This is a genomic window from Pectobacterium sp. 1950-15 (genome assembly GCF_037136835.1).
In the GTDB taxonomy this organism is placed as follows: domain Bacteria; phylum Pseudomonadota; class Gammaproteobacteria; order Enterobacterales; family Enterobacteriaceae; genus Pectobacterium.
On record NZ_JBBBQR010000005.1, the window covers coordinates 68427 to 93969 of the forward strand.

Annotated in this window: 19 protein-coding genes and 6 tRNA genes; 19 read left to right on the forward strand and 6 right to left on the reverse strand. The window is 52.3% G+C overall.

The window, feature by feature from the left end; translation table 11 throughout:
* Nucleotides 1-62: 62 nt before the first annotated feature.
* The 3 genes from kdpD to WCT94_RS07685 all read left to right on the forward strand — a co-directional run bounded on the left by kdpD (nt 63) and on the right by WCT94_RS07685 (nt 4022).
* Nucleotides 63-2825: a two-component system sensor histidine kinase KdpD gene (kdpD, locus tag WCT94_RS07675; RefSeq protein ID WP_336868929.1), complete on the forward strand. Its 2763-nt coding sequence runs from the start codon at nt 63-65 to the stop codon at nt 2823-2825.
* A 5-nt stretch (nt 2826-2830) separates the two neighbouring features.
* Entirely contained in the window at nt 2831-3511 is a 681-nt protein-coding gene (gene kdpE / locus WCT94_RS07680; RefSeq protein WP_336868931.1) for a two-component system response regulator KdpE, read from the forward strand.
* An 82-nt stretch (nt 3512-3593) separates the two neighbouring features.
* A complete protein-coding gene (locus WCT94_RS07685) occupies nt 3594-4022 on the forward strand; it encodes an EamA family transporter (protein ID WP_015839493.1) in 429 nt (142 codons plus the stop codon).
* Between the two features lie 63 nt (nt 4023-4085).
* Here WCT94_RS07685 and pgm read toward each other — a convergent pair whose 3' ends face one another.
* On the reverse strand, nt 4086-5729 hold the full coding sequence (pgm, locus tag WCT94_RS07690; RefSeq protein ID WP_181844524.1) for a phosphoglucomutase (alpha-D-glucose-1,6-bisphosphate-dependent): 1644 nt from the start codon (nt 5727-5729) through the stop codon (nt 4086-4088).
* Nucleotides 5730-5789: 60 nt separating this feature from the next.
* Nucleotides 5790-6329: a replication initiation negative regulator SeqA gene (seqA, locus tag WCT94_RS07695; RefSeq protein ID WP_336868934.1), complete on the reverse strand. Its 540-nt coding sequence runs from the start codon at nt 6327-6329 to the stop codon at nt 5790-5792.
* 260 nt (nt 6330-6589) lie between these two features.
* Here seqA and ybfF point away from each other — a divergent pair, with 260 nt between their 5' ends.
* The gene (gene ybfF / locus WCT94_RS07700; protein WP_336868936.1) at nt 6590-7357 is read left to right on the forward strand and encodes an esterase; all 768 of its coding nucleotides are present in this window, start codon (nt 6590-6592) and stop codon (nt 7355-7357) included.
* A gap of 291 nt (nt 7358-7648) precedes the next feature.
* Nucleotides 7649-7930, forward strand: coding sequence for a LexA regulated protein (gene ybfE / locus WCT94_RS07705; protein ID WP_225087339.1), 282 nt, complete (start codon nt 7649-7651; stop codon nt 7928-7930).
* Between the two features lie 141 nt (nt 7931-8071).
* Here the strand turns inward: ybfE and WCT94_RS07710 are convergent, their stop codons facing one another.
* On the reverse strand, nt 8072-9745 hold the full coding sequence (locus WCT94_RS07710; RefSeq protein ID WP_336868938.1) for a methyl-accepting chemotaxis protein: 1674 nt from the start codon (nt 9743-9745) through the stop codon (nt 8072-8074).
* Between the two features lie 889 nt (nt 9746-10634).
* Here WCT94_RS07710 and fldA point away from each other — a divergent pair.
* Together fldA and fur are read left to right on the forward strand one after the other, a co-directional pair.
* Nucleotides 10635-11162, forward strand: a complete 528-nt coding sequence (fldA, locus tag WCT94_RS07715) for a flavodoxin FldA (RefSeq protein WP_010285453.1) — start codon at nt 10635-10637, stop codon at nt 11160-11162.
* Between the two features lie 329 nt (nt 11163-11491).
* Nucleotides 11492-11941, forward strand: a complete 450-nt coding sequence (gene fur, locus WCT94_RS07720; protein WP_015839486.1) for a ferric iron uptake transcriptional regulator — start codon at nt 11492-11494, stop codon at nt 11939-11941.
* A 64-nt stretch (nt 11942-12005) separates the two neighbouring features.
* On the opposite strand, the gene glnS is transcribed toward fur, so the two are convergent.
* Together glnS and nagE are read right to left on the reverse strand one after the other, a co-directional pair.
* Nucleotides 12006-13664 carry a glutamine--tRNA ligase gene (gene glnS / locus WCT94_RS07725; protein ID WP_336868940.1) on the reverse strand — a complete coding sequence of 553 codons (1659 nt, stop codon included), beginning with the start codon at nt 13662-13664 and terminating at the stop codon, nt 12006-12008.
* Nucleotides 13665-13839: 175 nt separating this feature from the next.
* Nucleotides 13840-15336 carry an N-acetylglucosamine-specific PTS transporter subunit IIBC gene (nagE, locus tag WCT94_RS07730; protein ID WP_336868941.1) on the reverse strand — a complete coding sequence of 499 codons (1497 nt, stop codon included), beginning with the start codon at nt 15334-15336 and terminating at the stop codon, nt 13840-13842.
* Nucleotides 15337-15696: 360 nt separating this feature from the next.
* Here nagE and nagB point away from each other — a divergent pair, with 360 nt between their 5' ends.
* The 11 genes from nagB to WCT94_RS07785 all read left to right on the forward strand — a co-directional run bounded on the left by nagB (nt 15697) and on the right by WCT94_RS07785 (nt 22466).
* Nucleotides 15697-16497, forward strand: a complete 801-nt coding sequence (gene nagB, locus WCT94_RS07735; protein WP_180742356.1) for a glucosamine-6-phosphate deaminase — start codon at nt 15697-15699, stop codon at nt 16495-16497.
* Nucleotides 16498-16516: 19 nt separating this feature from the next.
* Nucleotides 16517-17662, forward strand: coding sequence for an N-acetylglucosamine-6-phosphate deacetylase (gene nagA, locus WCT94_RS07740; RefSeq protein ID WP_336868943.1), 1146 nt, complete (start codon nt 16517-16519; stop codon nt 17660-17662).
* 124 nt (nt 17663-17786) lie between these two features.
* Nucleotides 17787-19010: a DNA-binding transcriptional regulator NagC gene (nagC, locus tag WCT94_RS07745; protein WP_336868945.1), complete on the forward strand. Its 1224-nt coding sequence runs from the start codon at nt 17787-17789 to the stop codon at nt 19008-19010.
* A gap of 203 nt (nt 19011-19213) precedes the next feature.
* Complete coding sequence (gene asnB / locus WCT94_RS07750; protein ID WP_336868947.1) at nt 19214-20878, forward strand: asparagine synthase B; 1665 nt, start codon at nt 19214-19216, stop codon at nt 20876-20878.
* Between the two features lie 219 nt (nt 20879-21097).
* Nucleotides 21098-21174, forward strand: a tRNA-Met gene (locus WCT94_RS07755).
* A gap of 8 nt (nt 21175-21182) precedes the next feature.
* Nucleotides 21183-21267: transfer RNA gene (locus WCT94_RS07760), tRNA-Leu, on the forward strand.
* A gap of 54 nt (nt 21268-21321) precedes the next feature.
* A tRNA-Gln gene (locus WCT94_RS07765) sits at nt 21322-21396 on the forward strand.
* Nucleotides 21397-21431: 35 nt separating this feature from the next.
* Nucleotides 21432-21506: transfer RNA gene (locus WCT94_RS07770), tRNA-Gln, on the forward strand.
* 53 nt (nt 21507-21559) lie between these two features.
* Nucleotides 21560-21636 (forward strand) — tRNA-Met (locus WCT94_RS07775).
* Between the two features lie 6 nt (nt 21637-21642).
* Nucleotides 21643-21717, forward strand: a tRNA-Gln gene (locus WCT94_RS07780).
* A 134-nt stretch (nt 21718-21851) separates the two neighbouring features.
* Nucleotides 21852-22466 (forward strand): hypothetical protein, encoded by a 615-nt coding sequence (locus WCT94_RS07785; protein ID WP_336868949.1) that lies wholly within the window; start codon nt 21852-21854, stop codon nt 22464-22466.
* A 22-nt stretch (nt 22467-22488) separates the two neighbouring features.
* Here WCT94_RS07785 and ubiF read toward each other — a convergent pair whose 3' ends face one another.
* Nucleotides 22489-23655, reverse strand: a complete 1167-nt coding sequence (gene ubiF, locus WCT94_RS07790) for a 3-demethoxyubiquinol 3-hydroxylase (protein WP_336868951.1) — start codon at nt 23653-23655, stop codon at nt 22489-22491.
* 227 nt (nt 23656-23882) lie between these two features.
* On the opposite strand from ubiF, the gene miaB reads away from it, so the two are divergent.
* A complete protein-coding gene (gene miaB, locus WCT94_RS07795) occupies nt 23883-25307 on the forward strand; it encodes a tRNA (N6-isopentenyl adenosine(37)-C2)-methylthiotransferase MiaB (protein ID WP_336868953.1) in 1425 nt (474 codons plus the stop codon).
* Nucleotides 25308-25543 lie beyond the last annotated feature (236 nt).

The following is a 25543-nucleotide window of genomic DNA, read 5'->3' on the forward strand; positions in this document are numbered from 1 at the left end:
GTTCCACAAATCGCTATCTGCGGCCTGACGACTGTTCAGGCCGCGCTAATAAGGGATAGAACATGATTGACGGTGAAGATCGTCGCCCGGATCCCGATAGCCTGCTGGCTCAGGTCGGTGCGCCACCGCGCGGCAAGCTGAAGATCTTTTTTGGCGCCTGCGCGGGCGTCGGGAAAACGTATGCCATGTTGCAGGAAGCCCAGCGGCTGCGTGCACAGGGGCTGGATATTCTTGTCGGCGTGGTCGAAACCCACGGCCGCAGCGAAACCGCTGCGCTGTTGGAGGGTTTACCGCTGCTGCCACTCAAGCATTTTCGCCACCATGGTCGCCATACGGTCGAGTTCGATCTGGATGCGGCGCTGGCACGCTGTCCGGCGCTGATTCTGATCGACGAGTTAGCACACAGCAACGTGAACGGCTCGCGTCACCCCAAGCGCTGGCAGGACGTGCAGGAACTGCTCGATGCCGGTATCGACGTCTTTACGACGGTGAACGTTCAGCATCTGGAAAGCCTGAATGATGTAGTCGGTGGCGTCACGGGGATTCGCGTGCGGGAAACCGTGCCAGACCCGATATTCGATCAGGCCAGCGAAGTCATTTTGGTGGATCTTCCACCGGATGATCTGCGGCAACGCCTGAATGAGGGCAAAGTGTATCTGCCGCTACAGGCCGAACGCGCTGTCGAGAACTTTTTCCGCAAAGGCAATTTGATTGCCCTGCGTGAGCTGGCGCTGCGACGTATGGCAGATCGGGTTGACGATCAAATGCGTGCCATGCGTGCCGGACAAGGGCGCGAGCAGGTCTGGCATACGCGCGATGCCATTCTGTTATGCATCGGCCACGGCACCGGTAATGAAAAGCTGGTGCGAACGGCGGCACGTCTGGCAGCGCGGCTAGGCAGCGCCTGGCACGCCGTTTACGTCGAAACCCCGCGTCTTCACCGCTTGCCTGAACCGCAACGGCGCGCCATCCTGCGGGCGCTCAAGCTGGCGCAGGATTTAGGGGCAGAAACGGTGACGCTGTCCGAACCCGACGAAGAGCTTGCCGTCTTGCGCTATGCACGTGAGCACAACCTCGGCAAGATCGTCATTGGTCGCCACGTGGAGCAGCGCTTCGGTTGGTGGTGGCGCACGCGCTTTGCCGAACGGCTCGGCCGACTGGGGCCAGATCTCGATCTGGTTGTCGTGGCCGTGCAGGATGACGTGCCAGCCGCACCGATTAAAACGCCTGATACGCGTGGACTGGTAGAGAAATGGCGTATGCAGCTCGTGGGCTGCGGGCTCGCCATGCTGCTGTGCGCCCTGATCACCCTGCTCGCCTCATGGTCGCCGTTTGCCATGCTGGAACCAGTTAATCTGGTGATGATTTATCTGCTGGCTGTGGTCGTTGTCGCACTCTTCTTTGGCCGCTGGCCGTCGGTGTTCGCCGCCGTCATCAACGTCGCCAGTTTCGATCTTTTCTTCATTCTGCCGCGCGGCACCTTTGCCGTGTCGGATGCGCAATATCTGGTCACCTTTGCCGTGATGCTCAGCGTCGGCCTGCTGGTCGGTAATCTGACCGCAGGCGTGCGCTATCAGGCCAGAGTTGCCCGTTATCGCGAACAGCGCGTTCGCCATCTGTACGAGATGTCCAAGGCGCTGAACCGCAGTCTGTCCAGTGCCGATATTGTCGAAGCCAGCCAGCATTTCCTCAGTACGACATTTCAGGCCAGGATCGCGGTTCTGCTCGCCGATAGCCTGCATCATACCTCGCCTAAACTCGCGCAGCCTGCACGAGACGGTCAGCAGTTGATTGTCGATCACGCTATCGCCCGCTGGAGCTTCGATCATCGCGCGCCTGCCGGAGCGGGAACAACCACCCTGCCCGGCGTGTCGTATCAGATCCTGCCGCTCGCCACCACGCAGCAAATCTTCGGCGTGTTGGCAATCGAGCCCAATAACGCCCGCCAGTTGATGATCCCCGAACAGCAGCGGCTGCTGGAAACCTTTACCGTGCTGATCGCCAATGCGCTGGAGCGTCTGCACCTGATGCAAAGTACGGAAAATGCCCGGCTGGATGCCGAGCGCGAACAGTTGCGTAACTCGCTGCTCGCCGCACTCTCACACGATCTGCGCACGCCGCTAACCGTACTTTTTGGTCAGGCCGAGATTCTGACATTGAATCTAGCAAGTGAAGGATCGCCCTATGCCCAGCAGGCCAACCAGATCCGCCAGCATATTTTAAACACCACGCGGCTGGTGAATAATCTGCTCGACATGGCGCGTATTCAGTCGGATGGCTTTAACCTGCGCAAAGAGTGGCAAACGCCGGAGGAGCTTATCGGCAGCGCCCTACAGCAGTTGGAAAGCGCACTGGCAAAAAACACCATTCAGGTTAATCTACCTGATGAGATGGTTCTGGTTTATTGTGATGCAGGGCTGGTGGAACGCGTGTTCATTAACCTGTTGGAGAATGCGCTGAAGTACGCCGGAGAACAGGCCACCATCGCGATTTCAGCGAGCATTATTCCAGTAAGCCTTATTGCAGAGAGCACTGCCCCGCAGCACGATGCGCAGGAAAGTGTGTTGGAAATCATCGTGCAAGATAATGGCCCAGGGATTGAACTCGGTCAGGAAAGCATGATTTTTGATAAATTCTCCCGTGGGCACAAAGAGTCATCAATTCCCGGCGTGGGGCTGGGGCTGGCAATCTGCCGGGCAATTGTGGAAATTCACGGTGGCCGTATCTGGGCAACGAATGCGAAAAGTGGCGGCGCGGCTTTCCATTTCACGCTTCCGCTGTCGACACCGCCAGACCTCGAACCGGAAGATATTGAGGAGCACTGAATCCATTGCAGGCCACTATTCTGATCGTTGAAGATGAAAAAGAGATCCGTCGTTTCGTACGCCAGGCGCTGGAAGGCGAAGGTTGTCGCGTGTTTGACGCAGAAACGATGCAGCGCGGCTTGCTGGAAGCGGCCACGCGCAAACCCGATCTGATTATTCTCGATTTGGGCCTGCCGGACGGCGACGGTATCGACTACATCCGCGATTTACGTCAGTGGAGCAGCCTGCCCGTGATTGTGCTTTCTGCTCGTGCCGACGAGCAGGATAAAATAGACGCGCTGGATGCGGGTGCCGATGACTATCTGACCAAACCTTTCGGCATCGGCGAACTGCTGGCACGATTGCGCGTCGCACTGCGTCGCCACAGCAACACACAGCAGGAAACGCCGCTGGTGAGCTTCGGAACGATTACCGTGGATTTACTCAATCGACAGGTGAACCGCGACGGGCAGGAACTGCATCTGACGCCCATCGAATTTCGTCTGTTAGCCACACTCCTCGCTAACCCAGGCAAAGTGCTAACGCAACGTCAGCTACTGGCGCAGGTTTGGGGGCCGAACGCCGTCGAGCACAGCCACTATCTGCGTATTTATATGGGGCACCTGCGCCAGAAGCTGGAAAGCGATCCGGCAAGACCGCGCCATCTCTTGACGGAAACCGCTATCGGTTATCGATTTATGCCGTAAAATCATCCTTCTGTATCAGGCGACGTCCGTAGAGAATGTTTCCCGCGGTATGCACCTGCCTTTTCTTCAGGAATACACCGTCATGAGTAGTTGGTTAATTTACGCCTTGCTGTCTGCCGTATGCGCCGCGCTGGTCGCGATATTTGGCAAGATTGGTCTGCAAAATCTGGACGCCAATACGGCGACCGCGATTCGTGCCGTCATCATGGCACTTTTTCTGGTAGGGGTGGTGGTCGCACAAGGCAAACTGGTGCTGGTCGGCGAGATTATTGCCAATAAGAAAGCGCTGTTGTTCATTGTACTCAGTGGCGTCGCGGGTGCGCTGTCGTGGCTGTTTTACTTTGTCGCATTGAAGAACGGTAACGTCGCCCAGGTTGCCCCGATCGATAAGCTCAGCGTAGTCTTCGCTGTCGTGCTGGCGGTCATCCTGCTGGGAGAGAAAATTTCGCTGATGGCAGGCGTCGGTGTTGCGCTGATTTCAGCAGGTGCGCTGCTTGTCGCGTTGGGATAAAGACATTCTGCGTTTTCTGACTGTACGAGATAAAAAAAGGCGCTGCAAACAGCGCCTTTTCACTTATTTCGCCGTTGCGAGTACCGCACTGACAATCTCTACCGCTTCTTTCTCGATGCGCTCGCGGTGTTCCACCCCGAGGAAACTTTCACAGTAGATTTTGTAGGCTTCTTCAGTACCGGAAGGACGCGCGGCAAACCAGCCATTTTCCGTCATCACTTTCAGGCCGCCAATCGATGCACCGTTACCCGGCGCCGCAGTCAGACGTGCAGTAATCGGATCGCCCGCCAGCGTGCTGGCTGATACCTGCTCAGGTGACAGCTTGGACAGCACGGCTTTTTGCGCATGCGTCGCGGAAGCCTGAATACGGTTATAGCTCGGCGCGCCAAAGCGTTGTGCCAGCTCATCATAATGCTGCTGCGGGTTTTTACCCGTCACGGCCGTAATTTCCGCCGCCAGCAGACACAGGATGATCCCGTCCTTGTCCGTCGACCACGGCGTGCCGTCGAAACGCAGGAAAGACGCCCCCGCACTCTCTTCGCCACCGAAGCCAAAGCTACCGTCATACAGGCCGTCAACAAACCATTTGAAGCCAACCGGCACTTCCACCAGCTTACGGCCCAGATCTGCCACTACGCGATCGATCATCGCGCTGGATACCAGCGTTTTGCCGACAGCAACAGACTGTCCCCACTGTGGACGATGCTGGAACAGATAGTTGATCGCCACCGCCAGATAGTGGTTCGGGTTCATCAGCCCGGAAGGGGTGACGATACCGTGTCGGTCATAGTCAGGATCGTTGGCAAACGCCAGATCGAATTTATCACGCAGCGCCAGCAGCCCAGCCATCGCGAATTCTGACGAACAGTCCATACGAATCACGCCGTCGTGATCCAGCGACATAAAGCGGAATGTCTGATCGACTGCATCGTTCACCAGCGTCAGATCAAGCTTGTAATGCTCTGCGATACGCTGCCAGTAGGCAATACCGGAACCGCCCAACGGGTCGACACCGAGTTTCAGACCGGCACGTTGAATCGCCGCCATGTCCACCACGCTAGCCAGCCCTTCGACATACGGCTGAACCAGATCCTGCTCATGGACATGTCCGCTTTTCCACGCCTGATCCAGCGTAATGCGTTTCACGTCACGCAGTTCATCCGCCAGCAGGGCATTCGCACGCTTCTCAATCACGCTGGTGAGATTGGTATCTGCCGGGCCACCGTTCGGCGGATTATATTTAATACCGCCATCTTCCGGCGGGTTGTGGGATGGCGTGATTACAATGCCGTCCGCCAGTGCACCGCCCTGACGATTGTGAACCAGAATCGCGTTAGACACCGCAGGCGTTGGGGTAAAACCATTATCCAACTGCACGATCACATCCACGCCGTTGGCAGCCAGCACCTCAAGCACGGAGATAAACGCCGGCTCGGAGAGCGCATGAGTATCTTTACCGACATAGCACGGGCCGCTGATGCCTTGCTTTTTACGCTCTTCAGCAATCGCCTGTGCGATCGCCAAAATGTGCGGTTCATTAAAGCTATGGCGCCCCGCGCTGCCGCGATGGCCAGATGTACCAAATTTCACCGCGTGCGCTGTGTTGCCGACTTCCGGGCGCAGCACATAATATTGTGACGTTAATTGTGCCACATTAATCAAATCGCTCTGCCGGGCAGGCTGTCCGGCCCTTGGGTGATTAGCCATTGGCGCTTCTCCCTAACGCTGTAGTTAGATAAGTGGTTGATATAGTTTATAGATAAATAATTAGATGGTTCCGCACACTTTCTCTGTCAGTTCCGTTGGGAACTGCATCGTCAGCATGATGTGCTCAACCATGCTGCGTTTACGACCGGTATTCGTGTTGGTAATCACCCAGTATGGCGTACCCGGAATATGTTTGGGCTTTGTGTGTGTGCCATGCTGAAGCAACGTTTGCTGGTCACCCGCGAAATAGACCCGCGTGCGGCCATGAAGAGATTCTGTCGCGGCAGCAAACTCCTGCGGCGATAAGGTATACAGCGTGGACAGAACCAGCATAAAGCGATTGATGGCCTTATTCTGTTCAGCGTATTCATCCGACAGCAGCAGCTCACGCAGGGTTCGTACCCGATCGCGTGGGCTCGGTGCAGCGGCAGGCTGAGACGCCGCCGTTGTTGCAACAGCCTCTACCGCAGGCGTGGTAACAGGCTGCCCAGCAGTAAATTTCAGCATGCGCCGTAAAATATCCGATGCGCTCTCACCGATATGCTGTGTATGGCTGGCAATATAACGATAAAGCTCTTCGTCGACTTCAATAGTTTTCATCTTTATCCAGTGCTGTTTTTACCCAAAATTGTGCAAATTACAGAGACGTTTCCCTTCTGTAACCCGACATCTATGGGTAGATGACTCAAATCAAAAGGATTATACAGGCGTTCAAACATTATCGAACAGCGGCATAATGGGACAATATCAAAAGTCAGACGATGCCCCAATGCCTTTCATTCCTTGCTGCCCCTTCAACGACAACATTCATTCTAAAGTCATGATACCCTAAGCCCATGTCTCTCTGAATGAACTTCACCATGAAATTGAATCATCGCTGGCAAAATGCGCACCAGCCCACAGATAAACTCCCTGTCGTCCTGATTCATGGCCTGTTTGGCACGCTGGATAACCTTGGCGTATTAGGTCGGGATTTGCAAAACACGCACGACATCCTGCAAATCGATTTACGCAATCATGGTTTGTCGCCGCGTTCGCCGCAGATGAATTACCCCGCGATGGCGCAGGACGTACTGGCGCTGCTGGATGAACTGAACATCGAACGCGCTATCGTGATTGGGCATTCAATGGGCGGGAAAGTCGCGATGGCGCTCAGCGCGCTCATTCCCGAACGGCTGGACAAACTGGTCGCGATTGATATCGCACCAGTGGATTATCAGGTGCGCCGCCACGACACCATTTTTGCCGCGCTACGCGCCGTGACGGAAGCGGGCCTGACCTCGCGTACGGAAGCCACCGCATTAATGCGTCAGCATATAAAGGAAGAAGGCGTGATTCAGTTTTTGCTGAAATCCTTCCAACAAGGAGAGTGGCGTTTTAACGTACCGGTGTTGTGGGATGAGTACGAAAACATCGTTGGCTGGCAGGAGGTTCCCGCCTGGCAAGGCCCTATCCTGTTCATTCGCGGCGGCGATTCCCCTTATCTGGACGATCGCTATCGCGATTCGTTATTGCGCCAATTCCCGGCGGCGCGTGCGCATGTGGTCAGCGGAGCAGGCCACTGGGTTCACTCAGAAAAGCCTGATGCGGTTTTGCGCGCTATCCACCGTTTTCTGGACACGAATTAACCAGACAGCACTGACACTGGCGGATTCATGATAACGGCGACAGTTAACCGTTGTCGCCGCCAGTGCGGCTAGGGTATGATGGCGCTCGCAGTAGAGGGACGGCTGATTCAGCCACAAGCATTGTAACCACTTCATCAAAATGCACGCATCACTTCCCGACATGTTTCACAGATAGCAAACCGCATCCTGGCGACCTCTGTTGCAGGGTGAGAATCGGCATCGCTTTTATTTGTAGAACAAGATGGACAGCACCGTGTATTTTGGTCCGAATACCTTGCAGTATCATTACTTATGGCAAAAGAACAAACGGATCGCACCACACTGGATCTGTTCGCAGACGAGCGTCGTCCGGGCCGCCCCAAGACCAACCCGCTCTCGCGTGACGAACAACTAAGAATTAACAAGCGTAATCAGCTACGTCGCGATAAAGTTCGTGGCTTGCGCCGTGTTGAATTAAAGATTAACAGCGACGCCGTTGATATCCTGAACAGCCTTGCTGAAGAGCGGAACATCAGCCGCAGTGAGTTGATTGAAGAGATGCTGCTGGCGCAGTTGGCAGAACAACAGTCCTGATTGACGTAATACGATATTCACACCTTGTGCGGCGCCATTTCTGACGCCGCCTGAACATTCACCCAAGATTAAACACTCGACCCCAGGTTAAACAACACGTCTGTTCTGACTAACATACGGTTTTTCTGATGAAAACCCGCATCAGAATTTTTCCCAGTTGTCGTTGCTGGGCGGCAACGCTTTAGCTGCGGCGGCACGTGGCGCAACCGCCTGCGCTTTCTGCATCGGTTTTGCTGCGACTTGCAGCGCTGACTGCGAGTCAGACAACTGGAACAGCGACACCGTCTGGTTCAGCAACGCCGCCTGCTCTTCCAGCGACAAGGCGGCCGACGAGGCCTGTTCAACCAACGCGGCGTTTTGCTGCGTTACGCTGTCCATTTCCGCTACGGCCTGACCAACCTGTGCAATCCCTTTGCTTTGTTCTTCCGATGCCGACGCAATCTCACCCATAATATCCGTCACGTTGGTCACCGCACGGACGATATCCTGCATGGTGTCACCAGCATCGCTAACCAGGTTGGAACCCGTATCGACACAGCGAACAGACTCAGAAATCAGCCCTTCGATCTCTTTCGCTGCCTGCGCACTGCGCTGTGCCAGACTGCGTACTTCTCCCGCCACCACGGCGAACCCACGCCCTTGCTCACCCGCACGCGCGGCTTCTACCGCCGCATTCAACGCCAGAATGTTGGTCTGGAAAGCGATGCCGTTAATCACAGTGGTGATTTCTGCAATTTTTCTCGAACTGCCAGAGATTTCCGCCATGGTTTTCACCACGTTCTCAACGATCTCGCCGCCCTTCTTCGCCGTTGTCGAAGCTTGCAACGCCAGTTGGCTAGCGTGGTTGGCGTTTTCGGCGTTCTGTTTCACCGTCGCCGTCAGTTGCTCCATGCTTGCCGCAGTTTCTTCCAGCGCGGAAGCCTGCTCTTCAGTACGTGAAGACAGATCGTTGTTGCCCGCAGCAATTTCAGAAGCCCCCTGATAGATGGAATCCGTGCTGTTTCTGATCGTGCTAACCGTGCTGGCCAGACTCCCCTGCATTTCACGCAGCAGTGGGAACAGACGACCGACACAGTTATTGCCGAAGTCCAGAATTGGCTTGCCCAGATGGCCGGAAGCAATCACGCTAAAGTGATAGCGCAGGTCATTTAATGGACGAACCAGACACACAACCAGATAACGGTCAGTCAGGAACAGCATGATCAGACCGATAACCAATCCGCTCAGCAAAATGTTCTGTCCAATCGTGGTGATTTTTTCAAAACGAACGCCTGCCGCATCGAATTTCTCTGCGCTGGCGTTACTGAATGCGGATAAAGATGCACCAAATTGGCGACTCAATGGCGGCACAACGTTCTTGGCCTGATTTTGGTAATCATCCAGTGCGTTGGCAACGGCCTTCTGGTAAAGCGGCTCAACCCCCTGAGTAACCAGATTGTTCCAGTCACGACTGACAGCCTGTACCAGCGCCGCATCCAGACCCGCATGATCGATAGCATTAAACGCCACCAAATCAGACTTCAGTTTATCCAGCGCGACAAGTGCAGAAGCCTGCTCTTTATCTGCGGCGGCATTATCACCGCTGCGGCGAGCGTCAACGGCACGCGCCAGACGGGTTACCATACGGAAGTATTGATCGTTGCCCTGGTTGATAAAATTCATATTCTGAACCAGCAAGGTGCTGGTTTTCGAGGTCGTCGTCATCTCTTTAAAAGAGAACATGGTATATATCGATACGCCACCCCAAAGGACACAAAAAATGCCCAGCACCCATAGCATAGCGGTTCTGATGGCAATATTTTTTATAAGTCTCATAGCTCACTCCAAATCAGGAAAATGGTTAAAAAGATTTTTATCGCTAATCAACCGATATGAATCAGAAAATTCACACCATGAAACAGGTCACTTCTCCCTAGCGTTCACATTTCACCGAGTTGAAAACTCAAAAACCACGCTAACTCATCGGCTAAACACAGAGAATATTTAGCGTTCTCGCTATATTTATTAATATAATTTTTTATATTGAGAATGGATGCACTTATTTTTATAGATATAAGTTTTTTAATCAGAGAGTTACCATAAAGTTCGCTACCGCCGCGCCTCACGTGCGTTGGCATCGGCATGCTGTCAATGGGCAAGGCAATTTACGCTGAACTTTCACTTTATTCTTTAACATCAAAAGGCTAAAACCTTTTCCTTCTGTATTTTCATCGTCTCATCTGTAAATGGTTATAATTCTTATTTCCATTTATTAGGAATATTCCCGAGAAATGTTACAGACTTTCAATTCGATTAAAACATTATCTTTTGTATGCATTTTAATTCTCACGAAGAGTAACGTACCGTGAGGTGACTTTTATTTCTTACAAAAAGAAGTCTGCTTTTAATTACAATCGGAATCAGTTGTAAAAATAAAAAGCATATTCATAAAAAATGAAACATTGTTATAAATAAATACCCACCAAGATATTAAGGAAATGAGCGTTTAATCCCTGACGATACCATAATCCCTATTCATTATGGGGAATTTAGCGTCGGCAGAACTGCGTTTCGTTTCTTTTACTCCCCTCCACATTTCATACGCCTTTGATTTACGCATCCTTACCGATACGAGTTTCTCCTGATGTGAGTGTCTGTTATTATTAACAGATAAGTGGGTGAAACATTACACCATACCATTAGGAATCAAGAGGTTATTCAATTCATGGCACTCATCGGAATATTCTTTGGCAGTGATACTGGCAACACTGAAAACATCGCCAAAACGATCCAACAGCAGTTAGGCACCAACGTTGCTGATGTTCATGACATCGCCAAAAGCAGCAAAGAAGACCTCGAAGGTTTCGACATTCTGCTGCTGGGTATTCCAACCTGGTATTACGGTGAAGCTCAGTGCGATTGGGATGACTTCTTCCCTTCGCTGGAAGAAGTTGATTTCACAGGAAAACTGGTTGCCCTGTTTGGCTGCGGCGATCAGGAAGACTATGCGGAATACTTCTGTGATGCCATGGGTACTATCCGTGACATTATCGAACCTCGCGGCGCGACGATTGTCGGCCACTGGCCAACAGAGGGCTATTACTTTGAAGCCTCTAAAGGGCTCGCCGACGACAACCACTTCATCGGCCTGGCTATCGATGAAGACCGCCAGCCTGAACTGACCAGCGAACGCGTAACAACGTGGGTCAAACAGATCAGCGATGAACTGAACCTGAAAGAGCTGGTTGGCTAAATCCTATTGGCTCTGATAATCCCTATCAGAGCCAAAACAGCATTGATAGGTAAAACCTTTCATAATAATTGATACATTTTTTTAACTTCTATCAGTAAACCTGTACAATAATCCCATCGGTTTTATACGTGCTTCACCATTTCCTCATTCATCAACAACGTATTGCGTTCTATACCAGTAGTGTGAATGGGGACAATATTGTTAACATTCCCTTGTTTTCATTTTGTATGTGCGGTTCTATAATTGGGACGCTATTACATTTTTTGAGCCGACCGATGTCATAGGCTAGGCAGCCTCCATTGATAAGTAAGCAACAGGACTAAACCCGCATGACTGACAACAATACCGCATTAAAGAAGGCCGGCCTGAAAGTCACTCTTCCAAGACTGAAAATACTGGAAGTGTTACAGGATCCTGTCTGCCATCACGTCAGTGCGGAAGATTTATATAAGAGACTGATTGATATGGGCGAAGAGATTGGTCTTGCTACCGTCTATCGCGTACTCAACCAGTTTGATGATGCGGGCATCGTAACCCGTCATAACTTCGAAGGTGGAAAGTCCGTCTTTGAACTGACGCAGCAGCATCATCACGATCACTTAATTTGCCTCGACTGTGGCAAAGTCATTGAATTCCGCGATGAGTCTATCGAAGCACGCCAACGCGAGATCGCAGAAAGACACGGCATTAAACTGACCAACCACAGTTTGTATCTCTACGGGCATTGCAGTGAAGGGGATTGCCGAGAGGACGAAACCCTGCACGATTCCACACGATAAATCGACCGCATAAAAAAATAAAACCGCCGAGGCGGTTTTATTTTTGTCTTCTTTCCAGTCAGCCTTAGCCAACCCAGGTATCGCGCAGCCCAACCGTACGGTTAAACACCAGATGCTCTGCACTGGAGTAAACACGATCGGCACAGAAGTAACCTTCACGCTCAAACTGATACGCTTTCTCTGCTTCTGCTTGCGCCAGGCTCGCTTCGACAAAACCTTGCGTAATCTTCAGTGAGTCTGGGTTAATCGTCGACAGGAAGTCCTCTGCCGCGCCAGGGTTTGCCACACTGAACAGACGATCGTACAAACGGAATTCTGCGGGTACCGCGTGTGCCGCAGAAACCCAGTGAATCACGCCCTTCACTTTACGGCCATCAGCCGGATCTTTGCTCAGCGTCTCTGCATCATAGCTACAGTAGATCGTAGTGATGGTGCCCTGCTCGTCTTTTTCAATGCGGTCGGCTTTGATCACGTAGGCATTACGCAGACGCACTTCTTTACCCAACACCAAGCGTTTGTACTGTTTGTTAGCTTCTTCACGGAAGTCAGCACGGTCGATATAGACTTCACGGCTGAATGCCACCTGACGTGACCCCATTTCCGGCTTGTTCGGATGGTTTGGCATCGCGACAAATTCTTCATGCCCGGCTGGCAGATTCTCGATCACGACTTTGACCGGATCCAGCACCGCCATCGCACGCGGGGCGTTCTCATTCAGATCGTCGCGGATACAGGATTCAAGCGCGGCCATTTCCACGTTGTTATCCTGTTTCGTGACGCCGATGCGCACACAAAATTCACGGATAGAGGCTGCGCTATAACCACGACGGCGCAGACCAGAGATGGTCGGCATGCGCGGATCGTCCCATCCTTCAACGACATTTTCCACCACCAACTGATTCAGCTTACGCTTGGACATAATCGCGTATTCGAGATTGAGGCGAGAGAATTCGTACTGACGCGGATGGCAAGGAATCGTAATGTTGTCCAACACCCAGTCGTACAGGCGGCGGTTATCCTGGAATTCCAGCGTACACAGTGAATGCGTGATCCCTTCCAGCGCATCGGAGATGCAGTGGGTGAAGTCATACATCGGGTAGATGCACCACTTGTTACCCGTCTGGTGGTGATCGGCAAATTTAATACGGTACAGCACCGGATCGCGCATCACGATAAAGGACGATGCCATATCGATTTTTGCTCGCAGGCAGGCCGTACCTTCCGCAAACCCGCCGTTACGCATTTTTTCAAACAGCGCCAGGTTTTCCTGCACGGTACGGTCGCGGTAAGGGCTGTTTTTGCCCGGCGCCGTCAACGTACCGCGGTATTCGCGGATTTGCTCGGGCGTCAGTTCATCGACATAAGCCAGCCCTTTACCGATCAGCTCAACCGCATACGCATGCAGTTGATCGAAATAATCAGAAGAATAGCGGACGTCGCCGCTCCATGAAAAGCCCAGCCACTCGACGTCACGTTTGATCGACTCAACGTATTCGATATCTTCTTTTACTGGGTTGGTGTCGTCAAAACGCAGGTTGCATTGCCCCTGATAGTCACGCGCGATACCAAAATTCAGGCAAATAGACTTGGCATGCCCAATATGCAGATAGCCGTTCGGCTCTGGCGGGAAACGCGTCTGAATATGGTCATGCTTACCGGACGCCAGATCTTCATCGATAATCTGACGGATAAAGTTGGTTGGGCGGGCTTCAGCCTCACTCATTCTTCATTCCTCAATGCTAAAACGACGTATAACCGACAATGATCCAACAAGCTACGCTGGGAAACAACCGTTAGTTTCATTTAATTATTCATAACGAAAAAAAAGGGCGAGATTGCCATCTCGCCCTATCAATTTCATGGACATAACACCACGTTAAACAAGTAGCACCGTCATATTAGGCCTTGTCGCGTTCCGCTTTCAGTGCGGTCGCTATCGATTCAGCCTGTGTGCCCACGACAATCTGTACGCTTTGCTTATTCAGACGAATAACGCCCGCCGCACCAAGACGCTTCGCCTGTGCATCATCCACCAGAGAGGAATCCGCCACGTTCAAACGCAGACGCGTAATACAGGCATCAATACCGAGCAGATTGTCTTTCCCACCCAGTGCCTGCAGGTAACCCCGCGCCAGTGACGCTGTATCACCTGATTTCTCGCTCGCGGATGCGGTACTCACGTCATATCCATCAGCTTCGCTACCGCTCACGGCCAGCTCACGTCCCGGCGTTAACAGATTGAAGCGCGTGATGGTAAAGCGGAACACCACATAGTAAATAACGAAAAATGCCAGTCCCTGAACAAGCAGCATGTACCACTGGGTAGCCAGCGGGTTGCGCGAAGACAGCACCATGTCCACCAGACCGGCACTGAAGCCAAAGCCGGCAATCCAATGCATGCTGGCTGCGATAAAGACGGAAAAACCAGTCAGCAGCGCATGCAGGAAATACAGCACCGGTGCCACAAACATGAAGGAGAATTCCAGCGGCTCAGTGATACCAGTAAAGAAGGAGGCAAACGCCGCCGCCAGCATAATTCCGGCTACTTTGCTTTTGTTCTCAGGGCGAGCACAGTGATAAATCGCCAGCGCTGCACCCGGCAGGCCGAACATCATAATCGGGAAGAAGCCCGCCTGATAACGTCCGGTGATCCCCACAACGGCTTTGCCTGAATCAATAGACTGTTGGCCGGCCAGGAAGTTAGGGATATCGTTGATACCCGCAACATCAAACCAGAACACGGAGTTCAGCGCGTGGTGCAGCCCAACAGGAATCAGCAAGCGGTTAAAGAAGGCATAAACCCCAGCACCTACCGAGCCCATTTGTTGGATGTGTTCGCCAAACGACACCAGAGCATTGTAAATCACCGGCCAGACGTACATTAAAATGAACGCCACCAGAATCATCAGGAAAGAAACCAGAATCGGGACCAAACGGCGTCCGCTGAAGAACGACAGCGCCTTAGGCAGTTCAACCTGACTAAAGCGGTTATACAATTCGGCGGACATCACACCGACCAGAATCCCGATGAACTGGTTTTCAATCTTGCCGAACGCAGCGGGCACCTGTTCAACAGGGATCCGTTGGATCATGGCGACAACAGCCGGTGAACACAGCGTGGTCAGCACCAGATAGCCGACAAAACCGGTCAATGCTGCCGCACCATCTTTATCTTTCGACATGCCGTAAGCGACACCGACCGCAAACAGCACCGCCATATGCCCGATAATCGCCTCGCCCGATTTGATGAGGAGTGCCGCCAATGCGTTCTCGCTTCCCCAGCCAACCGGATCAATCCAGTAACCTATCCCCATCAGGATGGCGGCAGCAGGCAGCGTCGCGACAGGCACCATCAATGCCCGGCCGACTTTTTGTAAATAGCTAAGAGTACTCACTTTTCCCTCTCTTACCTTTGCGAGGTAAATGAAATGTTGTGGGGCAAACAAACCTGCCAATAAATTTCACTGCCGAAGAACGTCGCTGTCGAAAAACTTCATTGTCGAGAAAACATGGCAGCGGTAGTTCTCAGGGGGAGTGTAAGAAAAATAATTCGCTACACAAATTAAACCCCGTAATTATGTGATAAAAATCACCAAAAAACTGCATACTAAAAGTTTATACCTGAATAAAACCCCAACTTATTTCAAGATTAAAAAAAACGGAGTAGACTAATTTTAATGCATAGACAAAACGCGTAGCTGGCGCGATTGACGCAATAACGCAATTTATTCCACTTAAAAATCAGGAGAGCGCTGATGAGACTCATTCCCTTAACTACCGCCGCCGACGTCGGAAAATGGGCCGCCCGCCACATCGTTGAGAAGATTAACGCTTTCAAACCCAGTGCAGAGCGCCCTTTTATTCTTGGGCTACCGACAGGCAGCTCACCGCTGGAGGCCTACAAATCGCTGGTCGCCATGCATAAGGCTGGTCTGGTGAGCTTCAAACACGTTGTCACCTTCAATATGGATGAATATGTCGGCCTGCCAACCGATCACCCGGAAAGCTATCATACCTTCATGCATCAGAATTTCTTCAATCACGTTGATATTCCGCGTGAAAACATTAACCTGTTGAACGGCAACGCAGAAGACACCACAGCAGAATGTCGCCGCTATGAAGAGAAAATAAAGTCCTACGGAAAAATTCATCTTTTCATGGGCGGCGTGGGCAACGATGGACATATCGCCTTCAATGAGCCCGCCTCCTCTCTGGCTTCCCGCACCCGCATCAAAACGTTGACGGAAGAAACCCGTATCGCCAATTCCCGTTTCTTCGGCGGGGACGTCAGTCTGGTGCCTAAATTTGCCCTGACCGTGGGCGTCGGTACGTTGCTGGATGCCGAAGAAGTGATGATTCTGGTGACCGGGCGCAACAAAGCGCTGGCGCTTCAGGCTGCGGTAGAAGGCAACGTCAACCATATGTGGACTATCAGCTGTCTGCAGCTTCATGCCAAGGCTATCATGGTATGCGACGAACCTTCAACGATGGAGCTGAAGGTAAAAACTGTTAAATATTTCCGTGAGTTAGAAACGGAAAGTATGAAGAACCTCTAACCGATCGCGGGAGTTGATGATGTACGCGTTAACCCACAGCCGGATTTTCACCGGCCATCAGATTCTGGATAATCACGCCGTGGTGATTGCCGATGGGCTGATCGAGCGAGTCTGCCCACTTGCCGAGCTCCCTGTCGGCATTGAACAACACGACCTGAGCGGTGCGTTCCTCGCTCCGGGGTTTATCGATCTCCAGTTGAACGGCTGCGGCGGCGTGCAGTTCAACGACTCGCTGGACACGATCTCCGTCAAGACGCTGGAGATCATGCAGCAGGCGAACGAGCGTTCAGGCTGTACCAGTTTTTTACCTACGCTGATTACCTCCAGCGATGCATTTATGAAGCACAGCATCGATGTGATGAGAGACTGGCTGGCGCAGAATAAGCATCAGGCGCTTGGGCTGCATCTCGAAGGCCCGTGGTTGAACGTGTTAAAGAAAGGCACGCATGACCCTGCCTTTATTCGCCAGCCAACACAAGAATTGGTCGACTTTCTGTGTGCCAACGCGGACGCCATTACAAAAGTCACGCTGGCACCGGAAGAAGTCGAACCGTCGGTTATCCGTCAGTTAACAGCTGCGGGCATTATCGTCTCCGCCGGGCACTCCAACGCGACCTGGGAACAGGCTAAGCGGGGTTTTGCCGCTGGTATTCGTTTCGCTACCCACCTGTTCAACGCCATGCCTTATCTGACCGGCCGCGAACCCGGATTGGTTGGCGCGATTTACGATGCCCCAGAAGTCTATTGCGGTATTATCGCGGATGGACGGCACGTCGACTGGGCCAATATTCGCAACAGTAAACGCATCAAGGGCGATAAACTGGTGCTGGTTACTGACGCGACGGCACCGGCAGGCGCAGATATTGACCAATTCATTTTTGCTGGTAAAACCATATACTACCGCGATGGCATTTGTGTCGATGAGCACGGTACCCTGAGCGGTTCTGCACTGACCATGATTGAAGCCGTGCGTAATAGCGTCGAGCATGCGGGTATCGCACTGGATGAAGCCATTCGAATGGCGACGCTCTACCCCGCTCGCGCCATTGGTGTCGATAAGCAGTTAGGCAGTATTGAAAGCGGTAAAGTGGCAAACCTGACCGCCTTTGACCGTGATTATCAGATTCTCAAGACGTTTGTTAACGGCAACCCTGTTTGGGGATAAAGTGAAAAACCTCTTGAGGTAAAGCGGAAATGCGTGGGGTAAACCAAGATCAGGCTTACTCCATGTTGACGAAGACTACGCATTGATATCTGCGTTTATACCTAAAGAAGCGAGTAACTTTTTCATGACCACAGGCGGACAGGCGCAGATAGGGAATGTCGATCTGGTTAAGCAATTAAACAGTGCGGTGGTTTACCGCCTGATTGACCAGCAAGGCCCAATCTCACGAATTCAGATAGCAGAACAGAGCCAGCTTGCGCCTGCCAGCGTCACAAAAATCACCCGCCAGCTTCTGGAGCGCGGGCTCATCAAAGAAGTCGATCAGCAGGCCTCCACCGGCGGCAGACGCGCCATTTCGATTATCACCGAAAACCGCCCTTTCCATTCTATCGCCGTCCGACTCGGTCGTTACGACGCCACCATTGCGCTGTACGACTTGCAGGGAAAAGCGCTGGAAGAAATGCACTATGACCTGCAAGAGAAAACACAGGAGGCGCTAGAAGCCGCGCTTTTTCAGGCGATCGGCGGCTTTATCTCCAGCCACCAGCGCCGCATTCGCGAACTCATTGCGATCTCCGTTGTGCTGCCGGGTCTGGTTGATCCCGTTGCGGGCATCGTCCGCTATATGCCGCACATCAGCGTGGATAACTGGCAACTGGTCGAAAATCTGCAACGCCAGTTCAACGTTACCAGCTTTGTCGGTCACGACATCCGCAGCCTGGCGCTGGCAGAACACTATTTCGGTGCCACCCACGACTCGCTGGACTCTATTCTGGTGCGCGTCCATCGGGGTACTGGCGCGGGTATTCTCGTCAACGGGCAAATTTTTCTCGGCAGCAACGGCAACGTCGGCGAGATCGGCCATATTCAGATCGACCCACTTGGCGATCGCTGCCACTGCGGCAATTTCGGCTGTCTGGAAACCGTCGTTGCCAACGCCGCCATTGAACAGCGGGTACAGCATCTGCTGCGTCAGGGTTATCCCAGCAAACTTTCTACGGATAACGTAACGATTTCTGCCATTTGCAAAGCGGCAAATCGAGGCGACGCCCTCGCCCGCGAGGTGATCGAACAGGCAGGGCTCAATCTGGGCAAAGCGCTTTCCATCGCCATCAACCTGTTCAACCCTCAGAAAGTCGTGATTGCCGGTGAAATCACCGAAGCAGAAAAAACGTTGCTCCCTGCGATTCAACGCTGTATCAACACGCAGGTACTGAAAGAATTTCGTCATAACCTGCCGATTGAGATCTCCAGCCTCAACCATCTTTCCGCTATCAGCGCATTTGCGTTGGTCAAACGTGCAATGCTAAACGGCGTGCTGCTACAGCAATTACTCGAAAATGCCTGACCCTCGTTCTGGCCGGATTATGTAATCCCTAAAAATCCGGCCTTTCCTGTGCAGGAATTTGACGAATCAACACCAAAAAATCGAATAAATTAACGAAATACCACATCAATGGCTTTTTTCATTAAATAATATTGAATTCCCATGGCACTTTGATGCTAAATCAATAGCACTGAGGTCGAATCTGTCATTATTGGGAGTCATGTATGTGTTCTATTTTTGGTGTGCTTGATCTGAAAAGCGATCCTGTTGAACTGCGTAAGAAAGCACTGGAGCTATCTCGTTTAATGCGTCACCGCGGGCCAGACTGGTCCGGCGTTTATGCCAGCGACAAAGCAATTCTGGCTCATGAACGTCTGTCTATTGTTGACGTCAACACGGGCGCACAGCCGCTTTACAACGCCGAGCGCACCCACATTCTGGCCGTTAACGGTGAAATTTATAACCATCAGGCATTGCGTCAGCAATACGGTGACCGTTACGCGTTCCAGACTGGCTCCGACTGCGAGGTCATCCTGGCGTTGTATCAGGAAAAAGGCCCAGAATTCCTGGATGAACTGCGTGGTATGTTCGCTTTTGCCCTGTATGACAGCGAAAAAGACGCCTACCTGATTGGCCGTGACCACCTTGGCATCATCCCGCTATATATGGGCTACGATGAACACGGCAACCTCTATGTCGCTTCTGAAATGAAAGCGCTGGTACCGGTTTGCCGCACCATCAAAGAATTCCCGGCAGGCAGCTACCTGTGGAGCAAAGACGGTCAAATTCGTGAGTATTACCAGCGCGACTGGTTTGATTACGATGCCGTAAAAGACAACGAAACGGATAAAGAAGCACTGCGCGATGCGCTGGAAGAAGCGGTGAAAAGCCACCTGATGTCTGACGTGCCTTACGGCGTGTTGCTCTCTGGCGGTCTGGATTCTTCCGTTATCTCTGCAATCACCAAAAAATATGCCGCACGTCGCGTAGAAGATGACGAGCGTAGTGAAGCCTGGTGGCCTCAGTTGCACTCTTTCGCCGTCGGTTTGGAAGGTGCGCCAGACTTGAAAGCCGCGCAAGAAGTGGCTGACCACTTGGGGACTGTGCACCACGAAATTCACTTCACCGTGCAGGAAGGGCTGGATGCCATTCGTGATGTGATTTACCACATCGAAACCTATGACGTCACCACGATTCGCGCCTCAACGCCGATGTACCTGATGTCGCGTAAAATCAAAGCAATGGGCATCAAGATGGTGCTGTCAGGTGAAGGTTCTGACGAAGTGTTCGGCGGCTACCTCTATTTCCACAAAGCGCCAAACGCCAAAGAGCTGCATGAAGAAACCGTGCGTAAACTGCTGGCACTGCACCAGTATGACTGCGCCCGCGCGAACAAAGCGATGTCTGCCTGGGGTGTGGAAGCGCGCGTGCCGTTCCTGGACAAGAACTTCCTGGATGTCGCCATGCGCATCAACCCACGCGACAAAATGTGTGGCAACGGCAAGATGGAAAAACACATCCTGCGCGAGTGCTTTGAATCCTATCTGCCGCACAGCGTTGCATGGCGTCAGAAAGAACAGTTCTCTGACGGCGTAGGCTACAGCTGGATTGATACGCTGAAAGAAGTAGCGGCTCAGCAGGTTACCGATCAGCAGTTGGAGACAGCACGCTTCCGCTTCCCGTACAACACGCCGGGCTCTAAAGAAGCGTATCTGTACCGTGAAATCTTCGAAGAGCTGTTCCCAGTACCAAGCGCCGCAGAATGCGTGCCTGGCGGCCCGTCAGTCGCCTGTTCATCTGCTAAAGCGATTGAGTGGGATGAATCTTTCAAGAAACTGGACGACCCATCAGGCCGCGCGGTTGGCGTACACCAGTCAGCCTACAAATAATTCGATTTAATTTTTTCAGTCAACGGGCCTTTCGTGGCCCGTTTTTGTACGCTTAATTGACTGGGAATACGTGCTTTTTGGCGTTTTTCTCACCATACTGTTCACAACCCAAACAAACGATACATTGAGGGCACTTTTCGGGAAAAAACTAGTTGACGCAATTAGGCCAACTACGCATAATGCGCCCCGCAACGCCGATGAAGGTGACGCGGAAAGGATGGCTACGTAGCTCAGCTGGTTAGAGCACAGCACTCATAATGCTGGGGTCACAGGTTCGATTCCCGTCGTAGCCACCATCTTTTTTGCGGGAGTGGCGAAATTGGTAGACGCACCAGATTTAGGTTCTGGCGCCGCAAGGTGTGCGAGTTCAAGTCTCGCCTCCCGCACCATTATCTTCTCGGTCTGACATCGCTTTTCGAAGCTTGTTAGTGTTTTGTAGTGATTGGGGTATCGCCAAGCGGTAAGGCACCGGTTTTTGATACCGGCATTCCCTGGTTCGAATCCAGGTACCCCAGCCATTTCAAAACATATGCTGAAAAATTCGTTGTCCTGTTGGGGTATCGCCAAGCGGTAAGGCACTGGTTTTTGATACCAGCATTCCCTGGTTCGAATCCAGGTACCCCAGCCATCTACTTGATGTAGAAGATGTTGTTGAAGTAAAGTAACATTAGCAGTACATTTGGCTACGTAGCTCAGCTGGTTAGAGCACAGCACTCATAATGCTGGGGTCACAGGTTCGATTCCCGTCGTAGCCACCATATTATTGGGGTATCGCCAAGCGGTAAGGCACCGGATTCTGATTCCGGCATTCCGAGGTTCGAATCCTCGTACCCCAGCCAAATAAAGCTGGTAAAACAGCAAAGAAACAGGGCGACAGTCGAAAGACGTCGCCCTGTTTTGTTATGCGTGGTATTAACCTAGTCTGGTGCTAACATATCCCAATCCACTATTCGATTTTCCCAAAAGGGCGGGCATGAAGGTTTTATCGACATCCTCTATTATTCATGATTTCAGCCACGTTGTGCTGCCACAGAAGAATGACATCGGCCAATCTCGATGGTCTGTCATACGTGCACAGTTAACCAACCTGCTATTTAGCGTTGCACTGCTGTTTTGCTTCGTCACACCGACTTATGCTGCCAACGTTCCTTCTTTCAAGATGTCGTCGCAAACGTTCGCAGACCGGATGAATGCCAATCTGGCGAAACTCAATATCCCTCTCGAATTGACCGTTAAGTTGGAAAAGGGAACATCCGTCGATGATTTTCAGCACATTTTTAATGAGCACGTCGGATTAATTGGGTCGGTAGAGAGTAAAAGCCAGCAGCTTAATGGACTTGTGATACTCAACGCCGCGTCAGAATCTCCCGATGCAACAAGACAGAATCTGCAAATCGTCACTGCCGCGTTTTCTGCACTATTGGGTGAGAATAATATCGAAAGCCCCGAAGTGACGGAGATGATGTTCGGCCTGCTTCAGGATAGCCAGACCTCAGGTAAGGGTGTTCGGCAGGTAGGACATGCTCGCTTTACAGCAACAACTAATAAGGACACCGATATTATCTTCACCGCTGAGCCAGCGCTGTAGTCGTCGGCGCCCTCATTATCTGTCAGACACCAATGGCATACTTCAACGCGCGCTGTTTTAACACGCCAGCGCGCTGTGCAACCATCAGCGCCATATTGCGCGCAAAACTCAGCGGCGGTAACGCGTTACTGAACGCGTTATAGAAGAGATCCATCCCGCTTTGCATCATCAGGTTATCCGGCATACGGCGACACTGATAGCGGCGTAACACACGCTCAGAGGCCCACGCCTCTCCTGCATTACGCGCGTTGATTAGCACATCCAGCAGCGCCTCAACGTCACGATATCCCAGATTAACCCCCTGCCCCGCCAGCGGATTGATAGTATGTGCCGCATCACCCAGTAGCACCAAGCCCGGTTTGATATAGGTTTGCGCATGGCGTCTGACCAGCGGGAATGATCCGGCGGAGAGCGCTTTAACCGAGCCCAATCGCTCAGGAAAGGCGGCCGCAATTTCTTTATCCAACTGAGCAAGCGGCATCGCCTGAAGCTGGCGAATACGCTGTGGGCTGTCGTACCACACTAGCGACCCCCACTGGTCAAAGAGCGGCAAAAACGCACGCGGGCCGCTCGGCGTGAACTGCTGCCAGGTGACGTCCTGCTGGGGTTGCGAAGTTTCAACACCAATCAGCATACAAGACTGACGATACTGCCAGCCACTGATGCCAATCCCCGCCCACTGGCGAACCTGAGAGTTCGCACCATCAGCACCAATCACCAGCGAAGCCGTCATCTGTTGCCCATCGGCAAGCTGTAAGCACCAGCCACCATCGGTGCGTTGCAGGTTCTGCGGCGTAGCCGGGCAATAACGGTGACAGCGTTCCTCTTCCTGCAAGCTTTCCCAGAGCGCCAATTGCAGCACGCGGTTTTCTACCATAAAACCCAGCTCAGGTAGATGAATGTCAGCAGCATCGAAAACGACTCTGGCATTCGCCCATTCCCAGGTTTCCAGCCGGCGGTAAGGGGCACTGCGCATTTGCTGTACTCGTGGCCATGCGCCCAACTCTTTCAGCAGAGCAACCGACGCGTAGCCAATCGCCGAGATCCGTAAATCTGGCGGGCTGACGGCATCAAACGGCGTAGGCATTTCCTGCTCAACCACTGCAACCTGAAACCCTTGCTGTGCCAGACCAAGCGCCGCAGCCGCGCCGACCATGCCACCGCCAACCACAATCGCATCGTAATGCATATTGGCTTTATCCTCTCTGGTTCTGGTGTATTCACACCAGTAAAAGTGCATGAAAGTAGTGTACTGGATCTGCGGGTGATTTTTCAGAAAAGCCGCATTTTTATAGAAAGTAAGGGGTTATCAAATCAGCGCGGTTTCCGGTGCTGGTCACAACGTCAGCGAACGATTACAATACCCGCCCCAAATGAGGGGAATCTTTCTTATCCGCACTGAGTAATGGCAAGTCGATGACAAAAAAACTGCTTATTAAAACCTGGGGCTGTCAGATGAATGAGTACGATTCATCAAAGATGGCTGATTTACTGGGAAGTACGCACGGCTATGAGCTGACTGAAATTGCTGAAGAAGCCGATGTCCTGCTGCTCAATACCTGTTCGATCCGTGAAAAGGCGCAGGAAAAGGTCTTCCATCAACTTGGCCGCTGGAAAGCGCTGAAAGATCTCAATCCGAATTTGATTATTGGTGTGGGTGGCTGCGTCGCCTCACAGGAAGGCGCGCATATTCGTGAACGTGCGCACTATGTTGACGTTATTTTTGGCCCACAAACCCTGCACCGTCTGCCGGAAATGATTAACCACGTTCAGGGCACCCGCAGCCCTATCGTTGATATCAGTTTCCCTGAAATCGAAAAATTTGACCGTCTGCCAGAACCACGTGCCGAAGGGCCAACGGCCTTCGTCTCAATAATGGAAGGCTGCAATAAATATTGCACATTCTGCGTGGTGCCTTATACCCGCGGCGAAGAAGTCAGCCGCCCGTGCGATGATGTCTTGTTTGAAATCGCTCAACTGGCCGCGCAAGGCGTGCGTGAAGTCAACCTGCTGGGACAGAACGTTAACGCCTATCGCGGCGAAACCTATGACGGTGAAATCTGCTCCTTTGCTGAGCTGCTGCGTCTGGTCGCCGCCATCGATGGGATCGACCGCATCCGCTTTACCACCAGCCATCCTATTGAATTCACAGACGATATCATCAGCGTCTATGAAGATACGCCCGAGCTGGTCAGCTTCCTGCATTTGCCAGTGCAAAGCGGTTCTGACCGTGTGCTGACGATGATGAAACGCCGTCATACCGCGCTGGAATACAAAGCGATTATCCGCAAGCTGCACAACGCGCGTCCAGGCATCCTGATCAGTTCTGACTTTATCGTCGGTTTCCCAGGCGAAACGCAGGCTGACTTTGAACAAACGATGAAGCTGATTGCCGATGTGAATTTCGATATGAGCTACAGCTTTGTCTATTCTGCCCGTCCGGGAACACCGGCTGCGGACATGGTCGATGACGTGCCGGAAGAAGAGAAAAAGCAGCGTCTGTACCTTCTGCAAGAGCGCATCACCCAGCAGGCAATGCGCTTCAGCCGTCTCATGTTGGGCACCGTCCAGCGTATTCTGGTAGAAGGCACCTCACGTAAGAGCGTGATGGATCTGTCTGGCCGTACGGAAAATAACCGCGTCGTCAACTTCGAAGGCACGCCGGATATGATCGGTAAATTCGTCGATGTGGAAATCGTTGATGTTTATACCAACTCGCTGCGCGGCATCGTGGTGCGCACCGAAGATCAAATGGATCTGCGCGTCCATGAATCACCGTCTTCCGTGATTGCGCGTACCCGCAAAGAGAATGAAATCGGTGTTGGGTTCTACCAGCCGTAATCGACGTTCATATCTCTCAGCATGATGATGGGTGGCAAAGCCACCCATTTTTTATGCTTTCTCGGCGGCGCGGTGTTGCGGCAACCCCGCTTCACCCTCTGTTTCAATTTCATCGCGCTTACATTGCTTTTGCGAGACGGCGTCCCAATATCATTATTGTGACTTGCACCATCGGGTATTCACGATGAATAATTCATTCATATGGCGGACACATCAGGCCGTCTGACAACTGTTCA